Below are 16,765 nucleotides of genomic sequence, written 5' to 3' on the forward strand. Positions count from 1 at the left end.
ATCGGCCCCCTACCCCGGTCACCGCCGGGGAGCGCCCCCGGGCCCGGCCGGGCGGGCCGCCGAGAAGAGGGGGGCGCCGGGGCAGGTTAAGGTCTTTGCGTCACACACAGGAGGCAGTGGGTTGATCTACGGCGCAATGAAGTTTTCCATCGGCGGATCGCTGAAGCTGGCTTTCCGTCCCTGGGTGGAGGGCCTGGAGAACATCCCCGCGACGGGCCCCGCGATCCTGGCGAGCAACCATCTGTCCTTCTCGGACTCCTTCTTCCTGCCCGCGGTGCTCGACCGCAAGGTGACCTTCATCGCCAAGGCCGAGTACTTCACCTCCCCGGGCGTCAAAGGCAAGCTGACCGCCGCCTTCTTCAAGGGGGTGGGCCAGCTTCCGGTGGACCGCTCGGGCGCGCGGGGCGCGGGCGAGGCGGCGATCAAGAGCGGCATCGAGGTGCTGGAGCGCGGTGAGCTGTTCGGCATCTACCCGGAGGGCACCCGCTCGCCGGACGGCCGGCTCTACCGGGGCAAGCCCGGCGGCCTGGCCCGGGTGGCGCTGGCCACCGGCGCCCCGGTCATCCCCGTCGCGATGATCGACACGGAGAAGGTGCAGCCGCCCGGCAAGGTGATGCCGAAGATGATCCGGCCCGGTATCCGGATCGGCAAGCCGCTGGACTTCAGCCGGTACCACGGCATGGAGGGCGACCGCTTCATCCTGCGCTCGGTGACCGACGAGGTCATGTACGAGATCATGAAGCTGTCGGGCCAGGAGTACGTGGACATCTACGCGACCGCCGCCAAGCGGCAGATCGCGGAGGCGGCCAAGAAGAAGGCCGAGGCGGAGAAGGCCGAAAAAGCCGAAAAAGCCGAAAAGGCTGAGAAGGCCGAAAAGACCGGTATGGCCGCCAAGATCCGCAAGGGGCAGGGCAGGACCGGCACCGGGGCGTAGGCGCGCCCCGGCACAGGGTGGGGGCGAAATGGCAGAGGCAGAGATACGGCCCGCGGCCGGCGCGGCGGCGGGCAAGGGCAAGGGGCGGCCGCAGCGGGCGGTCCGGATGTCGGTGGAGCTCCCGCTGTGGCGGGCGCTGACCGGTTACCGCGTCCTGACCCTGGCCTACGTCCTGGTCCTGTTCGTGTTCTCGTACAAGAAGTACGCGCACCCCCTCGTCGCCGCCGCCTACATGACGGCGCTGACCGTGTGGATGGCCTTCACCTGGCGCCGCACGACCTCGGCGGAGCGCTGCACCCGCGCCTTCCTCATCGGTGACCTGTCCTTCGCGCTCGGCGGCATCCTGCTCACCCTGGTGGCGGACAGCCATGAGCGGATCATGGACGGCGCGGCGACCCTGCCCTCCATCTGGACGGCGGGCGCGGTGCTCGGCTTCGCCATCAAGGGCGGCTGGCGCTGGGCCGCGGTGGCCTCCGCGCTGGTCGCCGTCGTCAATCTGGTCGAACGCCAGGAGCTCGCCCGCGACACCATCCACAACGTCGTCCTGGTGTGGGTGGCGAGCGTCGCCATCGGCTACGTGGTCGAGGTGGCCCGCGCCAGTGAGCGCACCCTCGCCCGCGCCCTCCAGATCGAGGCCGCCACCCGGGAGCGGGAGCGGCTGGCCCGGGACATCCACGACAGCGTCCTGCAGGTCCTGGCGATGGTGCAGCGGCGCGGTGCCGCGATCGGCGGCGAGGCCGCCGAGCTGGGCCGGATGGCGGGGGAGCAGGAGGTCGCGCTGCGCACGCTCGTCTCCAGCGGGCTGGTCCCGCGGCCCGGTACGGCCGTTCCCGACGCCGGGGAGGACGCGGTCCGCACCCCGCAGGAGGCACTGGCCGCGCCGGTGCCGTGCGCCGAGGACGGCCCCGATGCCGGGCCCTGCGACGTACGGGCCCTGCTCGCGCCGCACGCCGGCGCGCGCGTCACGTTCTCCGAGCCGGGCGGGCCGGTCGTGCTGCCGGCGGCTGCCGCGGCGGAGCTGGCGGCCGCTGTCAGTGCCGCGTTGGACAATGTCAGGGTGCACGCGGGTGCCGAGGCACAGGCGTGGATCCTGGTGGAGGACGAGCCGGACGAGGTGGTCGTGACGGTGCGGGACGACGGTCCCGGCATCCCCGAAGGCCGCCTCGCGGACGCCGAGCGCGAGGGCCGGCTGGGGGTGGCCCTGTCGATCCGCGGCCGGCTGCGGGACCTGGGCGGCAGCGCCGACTGGATCTCGGTCCCCGGCCAGGGCACGGAAGTGGAGCTGAAAGTCCCCAAGGGCCAGGTGCCCGAGGGCCGGAAACGGGGGAGGAGCACGGCGTGAGCGAGCCGCGGGACGTGAAGGTGATGGTGGTCGACGACCACCCGATGTGGCGGGACGCGGTCGCCCGCGACCTGGCCGAGGCCGGGTACGACGTGGTGGCGACGGCCGGGGACGGCCCGCAGGCGGTGCGCCGCGCGCAGGCCGCCGCGCCCGACGTCCTCGTCCTGGACCTGAATCTGCCGGGTCTGCCCGGCGTGGAGGTCTGCCGGGAAGTGGTCGGCGCCCACCCCGCCCTGCGGGTGCTGGTGCTCTCCGCCAGCGGCGAGCACGCCGACGTGCTGGAGGCCGTCAAGTCCGGCGCGACGGGCTATCTGCTCAAGTCGGCCAGTACCGAGGAGCTGCTGGACGCGGTGCGCCGTACGGCGGCCGGCGATCCGGTGTTCACACCGGGCCTGGCCGGGCTGGTGCTGGGGGAGTACCGCCGGCTGGCGACCGAGCCCGCCCCGGCCGCCGAGGACGAGCCGGGCGCGCCGCGGCTGACCGAGCGGGAGACCGAGGTGCTGCGCCTGGTCGCCAAGGGTCTGTCGTACAAGCAGATCGCCGACCGGCTGGTCATCTCGCACCGCACGGTCCAGAACCATGTGCAGAACACCCTGGGCAAGCTCCAGTTGCACAACCGGGTCGAACTGGTCCGGTATGCGATAGAACGGGGCCTGGACGAGGTCTAGGGACCCCGGCTTCGGCCGTCCGGGAGTCCACAAGGGCACCGGCCACGGATGCGCAATGCGCTCGTACGAGTGAACGCATCGCGTCAAGTCCCCGGCATTTCCGGGGAATTCGCTTTCCTTCCCATCCCGGGGTGACGCACATCACCATTAGCGTGACCGGCGTCGGCACAGCACGGCCGCGCGCGGCCACCGGCGGGTGCGCGGCCCCTCACGGGATGAAGGTGAAGAAGCGATGCGGGTCGGAGTACTGACCGGCGGCGGTGACTGCCCCGGTCTCAACGCGGTCATCCGAGGCGTGGTGCGCAAGGGCGTCCAGGAGTACGGCTACGACTTCGTCGGCTTCCGGGACGGCTGGCGCGGGCCCCTGGAAGGCGACACGGTACCGCTCGACATCCCCGCCGTACGCGGCATCCTGCCCCGCGGCGGCACGGTCCTCGGCTCCTCGCGGACCAACCCCTTCAAGCAGCAGGACGGCATCCGCCGGATCAAGGACACCCTCGCCAAGGAGGAGGTCGAGGCGCTGATCACGATCGGCGGCGAGGACACCCTCGGCGTCGCGGCCCGGCTCTCCGGCGAGTACGGCGTGCCCTGCGTCGGCGTGCCCAAGACGATCGACAACGACCTGTCCGCCACCGACTACACCTTCGGCTTCGACACCGCCGTCGGCGTCGCCACCGAGGCCATCGACCGGCTGCACACCACCGCCGAGTCGCACATGCGGGTCCTGGTCGTCGAGGTCATGGGCCGGCACGCGGGCTGGATCGCGCTGCACTCCGGCCTGGCCGGCGGTGCCAACGTCATCCTCATCCCCGAGCAGCGCTTCGACGTCGACCAGGTCTGCGCCTGGATCGAGTCCCGCTTCAAGGTGCGGTACGCGCCGATCGTGGTGGTCGCCGAGGGGGCCATGCCCAAGGACGGCCAGATGGTCCTCAAGGACGGTTCGACGGACTCGTTCGGGCACGTGCGGCTGTCGGGCGTGGGCGAGTGGCTGGCCAAGGAGATCGAGGACCGTACGGGCAAGGAGGCCCGGACGACGGTGCTCGGCCACACCCAGCGCGGCGGTACGCCCAGCGCCTTCGACCGCTGGCTGGCCACCCGCTTCGGCCTGCACGCGATCGACGCGGTGCGGGACGGCGACTTCGGCACGATGGTCGCGCTGCGCGGCACGGACATCGTCCGGGTGCCGCTGGCGGAGGCGACCGCGAAGATCAAGACCGTCGATCCGAAGCTGTACGCGGAGGCCGGGGTCTTCTTCGGCTGAGTCCGGCTCGCGGGGGCGTGCGGCCGGGCCGGGGAGCTGGCGGGTCCCGTCGCACGCCGTCGTGGATGTCCGCACGCCGCCGTACGCGCCTGTACGTCTCCCTCCGGGCCCGCTCGTCGCCGTACGCGTCGGACGGGCGGCCGGTACGCGCCCGGCGCCGTATATTCGGCCCTGTCATCGCAAATGTCCTGAAACGGGCGGCGGTGACCGGACCGCAGGACGGGCGACGTCGGGAGACACCGTGGAGATCATCGCGTTCGGCGTGCAGACGGACGAGCGGCCGCTGCTGGTACGGGCCTTCGGCGGCCGCCACCAGGTCCGCTGCCTCGACGTCTTCCTCAACCGCGACACTGCCCCCATCGCCGCGGGCCACGAGGTCGTCAGCGTCAGCGTCAACGCCGACCTGAACGCCGAGGTGCTCCAGGCGCTGGCGGTCGGCGGCACGAAGATGATCGCCCAGCGCGCCACCGGCTACAACAACATCGATCTGGAGGCCGCGGCCGACCTCGGGCTGACCGTCGGCCGGGTCTCCTCCTACTCGCCGTACTCGGTCGCGGAGTTCGCCTGGGCGCTGGCCCTGGCCGTCGACCGCCGGATCGTACGGGCCGCCAACCGCACCCGGAACTTCGACTTCCGGCTCGACGGGCTGATGGGCCGTGACCTGCACGGCCGTACCGTCGGCGTGCTCGGCACCGGCAAGATCGGCGAGGCGTTCACCCGGATCGCCCACGGCTTCGGCATGAAGCTGCTGGGCTGGGACCTCGCCGAGAACCCCCGCTGCGCCGAGCTGGGCATGACCTACGTCGGCCAGGACCGGCTGTTCGCCGAGTCCGATCTGATCAGCCTGCACGTGCCGCTCGTGGAGTCGACCCGCCACCTCGTCGACGCCGCCGCGCTGGCCGCCATGAAGGACGACGCGATCCTGGTCAACTCCAGCCGCGGCGGCCTCGTCGACACCGCGGCGCTGGTGGAGACCCTCAAGGCCGGCCGGCTCGGCGGTGTTGGCCTCGACGTCTACGAGGAGGAGGCGGGGCTCTTCTTCTTCGACAAGTCCCTGGAAGTCGTCCACGACGACACCCTCGCCCGCCTGATGACCTTCGGGAACGTGCTGGTCACCTCGCACCAGGCCTACTTCACCGGGGACGCGGTCGGCCAGATCCTCGACGCCACCGTACGCAACGTCGAGGACTACCTGGCCGGCCGCGTCAACGAGAACCTCCTCGTCACACCAGGACAGCGGCCAGCAACTGCGCGGTGATCGCCGCCCCGTCCAGCGTCAGCACGGACTCCGGGTGGAACTGCACCCCCGCGAAGCCGGGGCCGCGCAGCGCGTGCACCTCGCCGGAGTCCGCGTCCCGGCTCAGCTCGACCCGGTGCATGGCCAGTTCGGCCACCGCCGTCTCGTCGCAGCGGGCCGTGAAGGTGTTGTAGAAGCCGACGGTCTCCGGGCGGCCGAAGAAGTCGATGCGTTCCTGCGCGCCCTGGAACGGCACCTCCTTGCGCACGATCTCCAGGCCCAGCTCCGCGGCGATCAGCTCGTGCCCGAGGCAGACGCCGAGCAGCCCGTGCCGGTGGTCGCGGACCAGCCGCGCGGTCAGCGCGCGCAGCAGCCGCATCTTCGGGTCGGCGGCGTCCGACGGGTCGCCGGGGCCGGGACCGAGCACGACCGGCCCCTCGTGGGCCGCCGCGGCCTCCGGCAGCCCCGGCTCGTCGTACCGGCGCACGGTCACCGTCAGCCCCGAGGTGCGCAGCAGGTGCGCCAGCATCGCGGTGAAGGTGTCCTCCGCGTCGATCACCAGCGCGTGGCCGGTCAGCGCGGCGGTCGGCGCGGTGCTCTGCATCCGCAGCCAGAAGGGCGCGAGGTCCGCGCGGCGGGCGTCGAGCGCGGCCCGCACCCGAGGGTTGTCCGCCAGCCGGGGCCGCCCGGCGCTCTCCTCCGTACGGTCCGGAGCAGGGCGCACACCGAGCGCGGTCAGCACCCCGGCGGCCTTGGCGTGCGTCTCGGCGACCTCGGCGCGCGGATCGGAGGCTCGTACGAGGGTCGCGCCGACCGGCACCCGCAGCGCGCCGTCCGCGTCGATGTCGGCGGTACGGATCAGGATCGGCGAGTCCAGCGTCTGCGCGCCGCCCGCGTCCCGCCCGATCAGGGCCAGAGCCCCCGCGTAGTAGCCGCGCCCGCCCACCTCGTGGCGTTCGATCACCCGGCAGGCGTTCTGCACCGGCGAGCCGACGACGGTCGCGGCGAACATCGTCTCCTTCAGCACCTCCCGTACATCGAGCGAGGAGCGGCCGCGCAGCTCGTACTCCGTGTGCGCGAGGTGCGCCATCTCCTTGAGGCGCGGCCCGACCACCACACCGCCCATGTCGCCGACGGTGCACATCATCTTCAGCTCCTCGTCCACGACCATGGACAGCTCCTCCACCTCCTTGCGGTCGCCCAGGAACTCCAGCAGGTGCTCCGCGCTCGGGCCCCCGGCCGGGTAGCGGTAGGTGCCGCTGATCGGGTTCATCACGACCGTCCCGCCGGACATCCTTACGTGCACCTCGGGGCTGGCGCCGACCAGCGTGCGCACGCCCGGCCGGTGCACGACGTACGTCCAGTACGCGCCGCGCTCACCGGCCAGCAGCCGCCGGAACAGGGCCAGTGCGTCGGCCGTGCCGAAGTCCGGGATGTCGCCCTGGAAGGTGCGCCGGATGACGAAGTTGGCGCCCTCGCCGGTCCCGATCTCGTCGCGCAGGACGCGCTCGACGATCCCGGCGTACGCGTCGTCGGATACGTCGAAGGCGCCGTCCGCCACCCGCACCGGGTGGGCGGGCAGTTCCGCCAGCACCTCGGCCAGCGGCAGCTCGTACGCCTCGTCCGGGCGCAGCACCGCCAGGGGGGTGCCGTCGTCGCGGACGTCGAACCCGCGCTCGCGGATCTGCCGGAACGGGACGAGCGCGAGCGCGTCGGTGACCGCGGCGCCGCCGTCCGGCACCCCGTCGCCGAGCGGGATGCCGGCCAGCCGCGACACCTCCGTCACCTTGCCGACCAGCACCTCGACGGTGTCGGCGGCGGGACGGCCGGGCGTACGGCGGTGCAGCAGGGCGAACGGCGGGCAGCCGGGGGACAGCAGACGTCGCAGGACGTCGGCGGTGCCGGCGTGGGGGGTGCCGGTGTCGGTGGTGGAGCGAGGCATGTCGGCGGTTCCTTCCGGGTGGGAGGAACGGCCCGTACAACGCGGAAGGCCGCCCCTCGGGGCGGCCTTCGCGATGTCAGTGGTTACGCGCGATCAGTGGGCCGCCGGATGAGCGGTCCACCACCAGTTCATGTTCATGGCCGGTTGCGCGTACATGGGCGTCACCCTACCCGACCCGCTCCGGGAGCGCCGCGAGAAAGGCGGTCAGCGCGGTGTTGAAGACGTCCGGCTGTTCGAGGTTGGGCAGGTGGGCGGCGTCCTCGATCACGGTCAGGCGCGCGTCCGGGATGCGATCGCGCAGGAACTCGGCGTCGGAGACGGGGGTGTAGGTGTCGTCGCGGCCGACGGCCACCAGAGCCGGGACGGTGAGGCGAGCCAACGTGTCCGTGTAGTCGGGGCGTTCGGCGCGGCCCCTGAGTGCGGCGGCCGCTCCCTCGGGCGGTGCACCGAGCATCATGCGGTGTACGTGCTCCGCGACGGCGGGCCGGGCGGCGATGGTGCGCGGCGCGATCATCTTGTCGAGGACTTCTTCCGTGTAGCCGCTCATGCCCTCGCGCAGCAGCCGGTCGGCCATGGCGTTGCGGGCCCGGCGGCCCTCGGGGGTCTCGGCTTGCGCGAAGGTGTCGGCGAGGACGAGGGCGCGCAGCCGTTCCGGGAAGCGGCGGGCACACTCCATGGCGATCTGGCCGCCCATGGACAGGCCGCCGAGGACGATCCGGTCCGTCACCCCGAGGTGGTCCAGGAGTGCGGCGAGGTCCGCGGCGAAGGTCTCCAGGCGGGTCGTGCCCGGGACGGCCTGAGTGGTGCCGTAGCCGCGCAGGTCCGGCACGAGGACGCGGTGGCCGGCGGCGGCCAGCGCGGCGGTCTGCGGGGCCCACATCGTGTGGTCGAAGGGGTGCCCATGGATCAGCAGGATCGTTTCTCCGGCCGCCTCGCCGGTGTCCTCGTACGTGGTGGTGATGCCGTTGACGGCAGCGGTACGCAGCACAACTCGCCCCTGTTCGTGGGTGTTCATGGCGGCCGGCCGGTTGACGGCTCGATGCTAGGGCGCGCATCATCTCGGTGCAATGAAAACATTGCACTCGGTGCAATAGTGACGCCTTGAGTGACGGCCGGGAGGGCCCGTGGAGGACTACCAGCGCATCGCCGACACCGTCGCGGCCGACATCGCCGCCGGGCGCTTGCGTCCCGGCGACCGGCTCGCCACCCAGCGCGCCTTCGCCCGCGCCCACCGCATCGCCGACTCCACCGCCGCCCGCGTCTACCGCGAACTGGCCCGCCGCGGGCTGACCGTCGGCGAGGTCGGCCGCGGTACGTTCGTACGCGCCGCGCAGCACGCCCCGGGACCCGCCCTCGCCGAACCCGCCGACCCCGCCCGCCGCACCCGCGTCAACCTCGAACTCAACTACCCCGAGGTCCCCGGGCAGGCCGCCCTCCTGGCCCGCAGCCTGGAGCCCCTGCTGCGCCCGGACGTGCTGAGCGCGGCCCTGGCCGTCGCCCCGGCCACCGGCTCGCCTCCCGCCCGTGACGCCTTCGCCGCCCTCCTCGCCCGCGGCGACTTCCGCCCCGACCCCGCGGGCCTGCTGTTCGCGGGCAACGGCCGCCAGGCCATCGCGGGCGCGCTCGCCGCGCTGGTCCCGCCCGGCGGCCGTCTCGGCGTCGAAGCGCTCACCTATCCGCTAGTCAAGTCCGTCGCCGCCCGCCTCGGCGTCACCCTCGTACCGCTCGCGGGCGACGCGTACGGGCTACATCCCGACGCCGTACGGGCGGCCCACCGCACCGCCCCGCTGCACGCCGTCTACCTCCAGCCCACGCTGCACAACCCGCTCGGCGTGACCATGCCCGCCGAGCGCCGGGCCGAGCTGGCCGGGACGCTGCGCGCCCTGGACCTGTGGGCCGTCGAGGACGCCGTCTGGTCCTTCCTCCTGGACGACGGCCGGCAGGCCGGACTTCCGCCGCTGGCCGCCCTGGCCCCCGAGCGCACCCTCCTGGTCGACAGCCTCTCCAAGCGCCTGGCGCCCGGCCTGACCACCGGCCTGGTCCTCGCGCCGCCCGCGTCCGCCGACCGGGTCGCCGCCGCCCTGCGCTCCGGCGGCTGGACGGCCGGCGGCTTCGCCCTGAACGCCACCGCCCGCTGGCTGCTGGACGGCGTGGTGACGACGGTCGTCGAGGCCAAGCGCCGGGACGCCGCCGCCCGGCAGGCACTGCTGCGCGAGCATCTCGACGGCTTCCGGGTGCGGGCCGACCCGGCCTCCTACTTCGCCTGGTGGGAGCTGCCCGAGGGGTGGCGCGCCGAGACGTTCCTCGCGGCCGCCGCCCGGCACGGCATCGCCGTCACTCCGGCTGCCGCGTTCGCCGTCGGCGCGGAGGGCGCGCACGGCGCCGCGCCCGCCCCCAACGCCGTCCGCGTCGCTCTCGCCGCCCCGGCCACCGACGATCTGGCGTACGCACTGGGCACGCTGGCCGCCATCGCCCGCGGCGCCCCGGAGGACTCCGTACCGGACTGACGCGCGCGGGCGCACCGCCGGACCGGGCGCGAGCCCCCGGCGGTCCACTGGAGTAGGACCTTCGTCTCACATCCCGGTCGGCGAGATGGACCCCTGTCCGGACCCCGTAAAGTTGACGCGTGACCGTGAACGCTGAAATCCACGCCGGTGGCAACACCTGGCGAGACCTGCCCGCGGCGCAGCAGCCTGAATGGCCGGACCAAGAGGCTCTGCGCGATGTGATCGCCGAGCTGGAGTCCTATCCGCCGCTCGTCTTCGCCGGCGAGTGCGACCAGCTCCGCGAGCGTCTGGGAGCGGTCGCCCGCGGCGAGGCGTTCCTGCTGCAGGGCGGCGACTGCGCGGAAGCGTTCGATGCCGTCTCCGCCGAGCACATCCGCAACAAGCTCAAGACCCTGCTCCAGATGGGCGCGGTCCTCACGTACGCCGGGTCGGTCCCGGTCGTCAAGGTCGGCCGGATCGCGGGTCAGTACAGCAAGCCGCGCTCCAAGCCCACCGAGACCCGCGACGGGGTGACGCTGCCGACCTACCGCGGCGACTCCGTCAACGGCTTCGAGTTCACCGAGGCGGCCCGCATCCCGGACCCGCAGCGCCTGAAGCGGATGTACCACGCCTCCGCCGCGACGCTGAACCTGGTACGCGCCTTCACCACCGGCGGCTACGCCGACCTGCGCCAGGTGCACGCCTGGAACCAGGACTTCGTGAAGTCCTCCCCGTCCGGGCAGCGGTACGAGGCGCTGGCGCGCGAGATCGACCGGGCGATGAACTTCATGAACGCCTGCGGGGTGGACCCGGAGGAGTTCAAGACGGTCGAGTTCTACGCCTCCCACGAGGCGCTCGTGCTGGACTACGAGTCCGCGCTGACCCGTACCGACTCGCGTACCGGCAACCTCTACGACGTCTCCGGCCACATGGTCTGGATCGGCGAGCGCACCCGGCAACTGGACGGCGCGCACATCGAGTTCGCCTCCCGTATCCGCAACCCGATCGGCGTCAAGCTGGGCCCGACGACCACCGCCGAGGACGCGCTCACGCTCATCGAGCGGCTCGACCCGGAGCGGGAGCCGGGCCGGCTGACCTTCATCACCCGCATGGGCGCGGACAAGATCCGCGACAAGCTGCCCGAGCTGGTGGAGAAGGTCACCGCCTCCGGCGCGCAGGTCGCCTGGATCTGCGACCCGATGCACGGCAACACCTTCGAGGCCGCCTCCGGGCACAAGACCCGGCGCTTCGACGACGTGCTGGACGAGGTCAAGGGCTTCTTCGAGGTGCACAAGAGCCTGGGTACGCACCCCGGCGGCATCCACGTCGAGCTGACCGGCGACGATGTCACCGAGTGCGTGGGCGGCGGCGACGAGATCTTCGTCGACGACCTGCACCAGCGCTACGAGACCGCCTGCGACCCGCGGCTCAACCGCAGCCAGTCGCTTGACCTGGCGTTCCTGGTGGCGGAGATGTACCGGGACCAGTGAGGCACCGGCCCGGCCGGGCCGTACGCACACGCCGATGGGGCGCGGATCACAGGATCCGCGCCCCATCGGCGTTGTGAGCGGTCTTTCGTCCCGGGTAAGGTAAGGGTAACCTCACTGCGGAACAGGTCGACGGAGGTGATCCGCGTGTACGTCTGCTCGTGCTTCGGCATCACGGAGCAGCAGGTCCGTGAGCACGCGGCGTCCGGTGCCTGCACCCCGCGCCAGATCGCCTCCGCCAGCAAGGCCGGCACCGACTGCGGCGGCTGCGTCCGCCGCATCCAGGCGCTGCTCGGCCGGGGCACCTGCCCCCGGCGTGAACTGATCGACCGGGGCGCCCCCGAACCGCTCGGCGCCGAGCCGCCCGGCGAGGCGGCCCCGGAGACGGCCGCCGGGACGCGCGGCCCGTACGACATCACACCGCAGCCGGCCCCCGACGCGGCGCCCGGCGCCCTGCCGGAAGCAGCCTGAAGCCACCCCGGAAAAAGCGCGCCGACGCGGCGCGCTGCCCGCAGCACCCTCCGTACGGCCCGGCTGAAGGAACGGTTCGCTTGAGCGGACCGCCTCAGCCCTCCGGCTGCTCGATCACCTGGGCGAGGTACAGCGGCTCGCCGAGCTTCTCGATCAGGTCGAGCTGGGTGTCCAGATAGTCGATGTGGTGCTCCTCGTCGGCCAGGATGGACTCGAAGATGTTGGCCGAGGTGATGTCCCCCTTGGTCCGCATCACGTCGATGCCCCGCTTGAGGCGGTCGATGGCCTCCACCTCGATCTGCCGGTCCGCCTGGAACATCTCGGTGACGGTCTGGCCCACCCGGACGTGGAAGAGCCGCTGGTAGTTGGGCAGGCCGTCCAGGAAGAGGATGCGGTCCGTGAGGATCTCCGCATGCTTCATCTCGTCGAACGACTCGTGCCGGGTGTACTTGGCCAGCTTGGTCCAGCCGAAGTTCTCCTGCATCTTCGCGTGCAGGAAGTACTGGTTGATGGCGGTCAGCTCGGCGGTGAGCTGCTCGTTGAGGAATTCGATGACCTCGGGGTCGCCCTGCATGACAGCGGGCTCCTTCCACGCGAGTACTGGCAGGTGCCGCGCATCCTTGCACCGTCGTGAGCTGGGCGTCCAGTAAGTGCACGCTTAGTACGAGTTGCCCGAATCGCTGTCGCCCTGGTCACCGGCACGCCCGCGGGTCTGACACCATGGAGAGCATGGGTCAGCCCGAAAGCCGCGAAGCGGAGCATCCTCAGCTGCCTCCGGGGCAGCGGCTGCAACGGGGATGGCCGGTCACGCACTACGGCCCGGTGCCGAAGTTCCGGCCCGAACGCTGGGAGTTCCGCGCGTTCGGCGCCACCGAGGACGGCGACAAGCACTGCTGGACGCACGAGGAATTCTCCGCGCTGCCCCATACGACCGTCGTGGCCGACATGCACTGCGTCACGAAGTTCAGCATGCTCGGCGCCGAATGGGGCGGTGTCTCCACCCGGACGATCCTCGACCTCGCGCCGCCCGCCCCGGATGTCACCCATGTGATGGTGTGGGCCGAATACGGATTCAGCTCGAACCTCAAGCTGGCCGATTTCGCCGACGCCAAGTCCCTGTTCGCCACCCACCGCTCCGGTGAGCTGCTCACCGCCGAGCACGGCTTCCCGGTCCGCCTGATCGTCCCGCACCTGTACGCCTGGAAGGGCCCCAAGTGGGTGCGCGGCATCGAGTACATGACAGCGGACCGCCGCGGCTTCTGGGAGGAGCGCGGCTACCACAACCTGGGCGACCCGTGGCGCGAACAGCGCTACTCGTACCAGGAGGAGCCGGGGGACGGGCCGGAGCTGTAGCGCGCCGGACCGCCCGGCGGCAGGGGAACGGCCGGAATCCGGGCCGCGCTCAGTGGTACCGATGTGCTACGGCGTGTCCCTTGCCGCGGGAGATCATCCACCGGTTCACCGGCGTGGTCACGACGAACGCCAGGGCCAGTGACAGCGCCAGCGTCCACCAGAACAGGGCGTCGGACAGCGCCGCGTCCAGCGCCCCGGGGATCAGCGCGATCACCCCGTTGTCGATCAGCTCCATGACCGCGATGGACAGCGTGTCGGCGGCGAGCGCGACCCGTACGGCGGTCCGCAGGCCGAGCCCGGAGCCGAGCACACCGCGCAGGGTGAGGGCGTAGCCGAAGACGAAGGCGAGCACCACCGCGAGCACCATCGTCGGGGCGTTGTGCCAGCTCAGGGCGGTGCCGACGACCATGCCCAGGATCTCGCCGAGGGCGCAGCCGGTCAGGCAGTGCAGCGTGGCGCCGGCCGCGGCGCCCCAGCTCGCCGCCGCGTGCCCGCCGTGCTCGTGCCCGTCGTGTGCCTGGTGCATCGGTACGCCCAGGGTGCCACCTCAGGCCGGGTGCCGCAGATCCTTCAGGCGCGCCACGTCCGCCGCGTGGCCCTCCTTGCCGCCCGGCGTCTCGATCACCAGCGGTACGCCCAGGGTGGCCGGGTGCCGGAACAGCTCCCCGAACGGGTCGGCGCCGATGTGCCCCGCGCCGATGTTCTCGTGGCGGTCCTTGTGCGCGCCGACGACGTCCTTGGAGTCGTTGGCGTGGATCAGTTTCAGCCGCCCCTCGCCCGCCACGTCGACCAGCTCGTCCAGCAGCGCCTTCATGCCGCCGGGCGCCGCCATGTCGTGCCCGGCCGCGAAGGCGTGGCAGGTGTCCAGGCAGATGCCCAGCTTCGGGTGCCGGTCCAGCGCGTCGAAGTACGGGCCGAGGTCCTCCGCCAGCGCGCACAGCGAAGCGCCCTGACCCGCCGTCGGCTCCAGCAGCAGCCACGGGTCGTCGTCGTGCGTCAGCTCCTCCAGCAGTGGACGCATCCGTTCACGTACCTGCGTCAGGGCCTCGGCGCGGGGCCGCCCGCCGGTCGCCGAGCCGGTGTGCACCACCACGCCCCGCGCGCCGATCGCCCGGCCGCGCCGCAGCGAGTGGCGCAGCGAGAGCACGGACTTCTCGACCGTCTCCGGATTGTGCGAGCCGAAGTTGATCAGGTAGGGGGCGTGCACGTACGCCGGGAACGACTCCCGCTCGCACGCCTCCCGGAACGCCTCGTCCTGCTGCGGGTTCCCGGGCGGCGTCGCCCAGCCGCGCGGGTTGGCGACGAAGACCTGCACGGCCTCGCCGCCGATGTCCCGGGCGTACGGGACGCCGACCTTGGCCAGGCCGCCGGCCACCGGGACATGGCCGCCGACCGGGTTGCGCTCACGGGCGCGCTGCTGGGCGTCCGGCTCGGCGTCCTGCGGAATGTTCTGCGGGGAAGGGGAGGTGCTCACCCGTCAAGGGTGCCAGGTGCGGGACGCCCGCCCCGGCGTGCGGGCGGGCGTCCTTGCTCACAGCGGGCCCGGTGGCCGCCGTGGCACCGGCTCCTACAGCACGCTCTCCAGCCGGATGGTGATCTTGCTGCCCTTCGCCGCCTGCCCGCCGCCCGCGACCGACTGGCTCTCGACCTTGTCCCTCGGGAACAGGAACGGCTTCTTGACCTCGACCTCGAAGCCCGCGTCGGACAGCGCCTGCCGCGCGTCGTCGGCGGTCTTGCCGGTCACGTCCGGCACGGTGACCATCTCGGGGCCCTCGGAGAGCGTGAGCGTCACGGTGTCGCCGCGGCCCAGCGTGCCGCCCGCCCCCGGCGCCTGCCGGGCGACCTTGCCCTTCTCGTGCGGGGAGTGCACCGTGCTGTCCGCGAACTTCACCTCGAAGCCCGCGCCGCGCAGTGTCGCCTCCGCGTCCGCCCGGTCCCGGCCGGTCACGTCCGGCACGTCCACCTCGGCGCCGCGGCTGACCGTGAGCGCGACGGCGGTCTCCGGGCGCCGCTTGCTGCCCGCCGCCGGGTCGGTGCTGATCACCGACCCCTTGGCGACCTCGTCGGAGAACTTCTTGTGCACCGTGCCGACGGTCAGCCCCAGGTCACGCAGCTTGCGCTTCGCGTCGGCGATCGGCGTGCCCGCCAGGTCGGGCACCTGGACGATCTCCGGGCCCTTGGACAGGGTGATGGTGACCGTGCCCGTACCGCGGATGCGCTTGCCGTTCTCCGGGGTCGTGGCCATGACGTGGCCGCGCTCCACGTTCGGACTGAAGGCGCGTTTCACCTCCACCTCCAGGCCCTCGGCGCGCAGCGTCTGCTCCGCCTTCTCCTGCGTCATGTCCAGTACGGCCGGGACGGTGGTGAACTGCCCTGAGTTGATGTACCAGACGCCCGCGCCCGCCACCAGCACGAGCAGCACGGCCGCGATCACCGAGGCCGTCCGGCGCCGGGTCCGCAGCAGCCCGGCCCACACCCCGGACCGCGGGGCGGCCGCCGCCGGGCGCAGCCGGGTGGTCGGCTCGGCCGCCGACGCCGGGTCCGGCGGCGGGGTCTCCAGCCTGCTGGTGTGGTTCAGCGGCTCCTCCAGCGGCAGCGGCGGCTGCTCGGGGACCCGGGGCAGCACGCTCGTACGGTCCTCGGAGCCCGCCGCCGCGCCGCCCGCCGGTGCCTCGTTGGCCTGCGGCGGCACCGCGTCCAACTGCGCGTCGGTCAGCTCGGCCCGTACCGTGCGGGTCTGCGCGAGCAGCGTCACCGCGTCCTGCGGGCGCAGCTCGGGGCGGCGCGCGGTGGCCGCGGCGACCAGGTCGTCGAGCTGCGGCGCCAGCTCGGGCGCGTACGTGGAAGGGGCCGGCACGTCCTCGTGGAGATGCTGGTAGAGCACCTGGGCCGCGCTGCCGCCGGTGTGCGGCTTGCCGCCGGTCAGCATCTCGAACAGCACGACACCGCACGCGTAGACGTCCGCGGGCGGACCGGCCGTACCGTCCTCGATCTGCTCGGGCGCCAGGTAGGAGACCGTGCCCAGGACCGAGCCGGTCGAGGCGGTGCTGTGGGTGCCGACGGTCCGTACGAGGCCGAAGTCGGCGACCTTGACCCGGCCGTCGTCGCCGATCAGGACGTTCTCCGGCTTCATGTCGCGGTGCACCAGCCCGGCCCGGTGGGCGGCGCCCAGCGCGGCCAGGATCGGCTCCGCGATGTCCAGCGCCGCCCGCGGCTGGAGGGCGCCGCGCTCGCGCAGGACGTCACGCAGCGTGCACCCGGCGACGTACTCCATGGCCAGGTACACGTATGTGCCGTCGGTGCCCTGGTCGTAGACGCCCACCACGTTGGGGTGGTCGAGCCGGGCGGCGGACTTGGCCTCGCGGATGAAGCGGTCGACGAACGCGGCGTCGGCCGCCAGTGACGGGTGCATGACCTTCAGGGCGAGCACCCGGTCCAGCCGGGTGTCCACGGCCCGGTAGACCGTGGCCATGCCGCCGGCGGCGACGCGCGCCTGCACCTGGTACCGGCCGTCGAGCAACTGCCCGACCAGCGGGTCCTGAAGGGTCGTATCCACGGCAGACGAGTCTACGAGCCGCCGCGGC

General features: G+C 72.5%; 15 protein-coding genes. 9 read left to right on the forward strand and 6 right to left on the reverse strand.

Going from position 1 to position 16,765, the window contains the following annotated elements; genetic code table 11:
- Positions 1-136: 136 nt before the first annotated feature.
- From EJG53_RS30295 to EJG53_RS30315, 5 genes are all read left to right on the forward strand, one after another.
- Positions 137-934 carry a lysophospholipid acyltransferase family protein gene (locus tag EJG53_RS30295; protein ID WP_167515191.1) on the forward strand — a complete coding sequence of 266 codons (798 nt, stop codon included), beginning with the start codon at positions 137-139 and terminating at the stop codon, positions 932-934.
- 106 nt (positions 935-1,040) lie between these two features.
- A complete protein-coding gene (macS, locus tag EJG53_RS30300) occupies positions 1,041-2,276 on the forward strand; it encodes a MacS family sensor histidine kinase (protein ID WP_125049695.1) in 1,236 nt (411 codons plus the stop codon).
- Positions 2,277-2,299: 23 nt separating this feature from the next.
- A complete protein-coding gene (locus EJG53_RS30305; protein WP_241267844.1) occupies positions 2,300-2,944 on the forward strand; it encodes a response regulator in 645 nt (214 codons plus the stop codon).
- 232 nt (positions 2,945-3,176) lie between these two features.
- On the forward strand, positions 3,177-4,205 hold the full coding sequence (locus tag EJG53_RS30310) for a 6-phosphofructokinase (protein WP_125047544.1): 1,029 nt from the start codon (positions 3,177-3,179) through the stop codon (positions 4,203-4,205).
- Positions 4,206-4,446: 241 nt separating this feature from the next.
- Positions 4,447-5,463, forward strand: coding sequence for a 2-hydroxyacid dehydrogenase (locus tag EJG53_RS30315; protein ID WP_125047545.1), 1,017 nt, complete (start codon positions 4,447-4,449; stop codon positions 5,461-5,463).
- Here the strand turns inward: EJG53_RS30315 and EJG53_RS30320 are convergent.
- The gene (locus EJG53_RS30320; RefSeq protein ID WP_125047546.1) at positions 5,429-7,384 is read right to left on the reverse strand and encodes an anthranilate synthase family protein; all 1,956 of its coding nucleotides are present in this window, start codon (positions 7,382-7,384) and stop codon (positions 5,429-5,431) included. The genes EJG53_RS30315 and EJG53_RS30320 overlap by 35 nt on opposite strands.
- Positions 7,385-7,550: 166 nt before the next feature.
- The gene (locus EJG53_RS30325; protein ID WP_244955405.1) at positions 7,551-8,372 is read right to left on the reverse strand and encodes an alpha/beta fold hydrolase; all 822 of its coding nucleotides are present in this window, start codon (positions 8,370-8,372) and stop codon (positions 7,551-7,553) included.
- Between the two features lie 136 nt (positions 8,373-8,508).
- Between EJG53_RS30325 and EJG53_RS30330 the strand changes: the two genes are divergently transcribed.
- The 3 genes from EJG53_RS30330 to EJG53_RS30340 all read left to right on the forward strand — a co-directional run bounded on the left by EJG53_RS30330 (position 8,509) and on the right by EJG53_RS30340 (position 11,828).
- Positions 8,509-9,891 (forward strand): aminotransferase-like domain-containing protein, encoded by a 1,383-nt coding sequence (locus EJG53_RS30330; RefSeq protein ID WP_125047548.1) that lies wholly within the window; start codon positions 8,509-8,511, stop codon positions 9,889-9,891.
- A gap of 119 nt (positions 9,892-10,010) precedes the next feature.
- Positions 10,011-11,360 (forward strand): class II 3-deoxy-7-phosphoheptulonate synthase, encoded by a 1,350-nt coding sequence (locus EJG53_RS30335; RefSeq protein ID WP_125047549.1) that lies wholly within the window; start codon positions 10,011-10,013, stop codon positions 11,358-11,360.
- Between the two features lie 144 nt (positions 11,361-11,504).
- On the forward strand, positions 11,505-11,828 hold the full coding sequence (locus EJG53_RS30340; protein ID WP_125047550.1) for a (2Fe-2S)-binding protein: 324 nt from the start codon (positions 11,505-11,507) through the stop codon (positions 11,826-11,828).
- A 94-nt stretch (positions 11,829-11,922) separates the two neighbouring features.
- Here the strand turns inward: EJG53_RS30340 and bfr are convergent, their stop codons facing one another.
- Entirely contained in the window at positions 11,923-12,402 is a 480-nt protein-coding gene (gene bfr / locus EJG53_RS30345) for a bacterioferritin (RefSeq protein ID WP_030020883.1), read from the reverse strand.
- 155 nt (positions 12,403-12,557) lie between these two features.
- Between bfr and EJG53_RS30350 the strand changes: the two genes are divergently transcribed.
- Positions 12,558-13,181, forward strand: coding sequence for a sulfite oxidase-like oxidoreductase (locus tag EJG53_RS30350; RefSeq protein ID WP_371858744.1), 624 nt, complete (start codon positions 12,558-12,560; stop codon positions 13,179-13,181).
- 49 nt (positions 13,182-13,230) lie between these two features.
- Here EJG53_RS30350 and EJG53_RS30355 read toward each other — a convergent pair whose 3' ends face one another.
- The 3 genes from EJG53_RS30355 to pknB form a co-directional block, all read right to left on the reverse strand.
- Positions 13,231-13,707, reverse strand: a complete 477-nt coding sequence (locus tag EJG53_RS30355; RefSeq protein WP_125047552.1) for a DUF4396 domain-containing protein — start codon at positions 13,705-13,707, stop codon at positions 13,231-13,233.
- 21 nt (positions 13,708-13,728) lie between these two features.
- Complete coding sequence (locus EJG53_RS30360) at positions 13,729-14,628, reverse strand: deoxyribonuclease IV (RefSeq protein ID WP_125049696.1); 900 nt, start codon at positions 14,626-14,628, stop codon at positions 13,729-13,731.
- A gap of 120 nt (positions 14,629-14,748) precedes the next feature.
- Positions 14,749-16,737, reverse strand: a complete 1,989-nt coding sequence (gene pknB, locus EJG53_RS30365; protein ID WP_244955406.1) for a Stk1 family PASTA domain-containing Ser/Thr kinase — start codon at positions 16,735-16,737, stop codon at positions 14,749-14,751.
- Positions 16,738-16,765: the final 28 nt, after the last annotated feature.

Origin of the sequence: Streptomyces chrestomyceticus JCM 4735 (genome assembly GCF_003865135.1) — a bacterium.
GTDB classification, from domain to species: Bacteria; Actinomycetota; Actinomycetes; order Streptomycetales; family Streptomycetaceae; genus Streptomyces; species Streptomyces chrestomyceticus.

What these genes read in the sequence shown, in the direction of transcription:
- EJG53_RS30310 (WP_125047544.1), top strand. Translation starts at nt 3,177, where the DNA reads ATGCGGGTCGGAGTACTGACCGGCGGCGGTGACTGCCCCGGTCTCAAC.
- EJG53_RS30320 (WP_125047546.1), bottom strand. Translation starts at nt 7,384, where the DNA reads ATGCCTCGCTCCACCACCGACACCGGCACCCCCCACGCCGGCACCGCC.
- bfr (WP_030020883.1), bottom strand. Translation starts at nt 12,402, where the DNA reads ATGCAGGGCGACCCCGAGGTCATCGAATTCCTCAACGAGCAGCTCACC.
- EJG53_RS30355 (WP_125047552.1), bottom strand. Translation starts at nt 13,707, where the DNA reads ATGCACCAGGCACACGACGGGCACGAGCACGGCGGGCACGCGGCGGCG.
- EJG53_RS30295 (WP_167515191.1), top strand. Translation starts at nt 137, where the DNA reads ATGAAGTTTTCCATCGGCGGATCGCTGAAGCTGGCTTTCCGTCCCTGG.
- EJG53_RS30350 (WP_371858744.1), top strand. Translation starts at nt 12,558, where the DNA reads ATGGGTCAGCCCGAAAGCCGCGAAGCGGAGCATCCTCAGCTGCCTCCG.
- macS (WP_125049695.1), top strand. Translation starts at nt 1,041, where the DNA reads ATGTCGGTGGAGCTCCCGCTGTGGCGGGCGCTGACCGGTTACCGCGTC.
- EJG53_RS30305 (WP_241267844.1), top strand. Translation starts at nt 2,300, where the DNA reads ATGGTGGTCGACGACCACCCGATGTGGCGGGACGCGGTCGCCCGCGAC.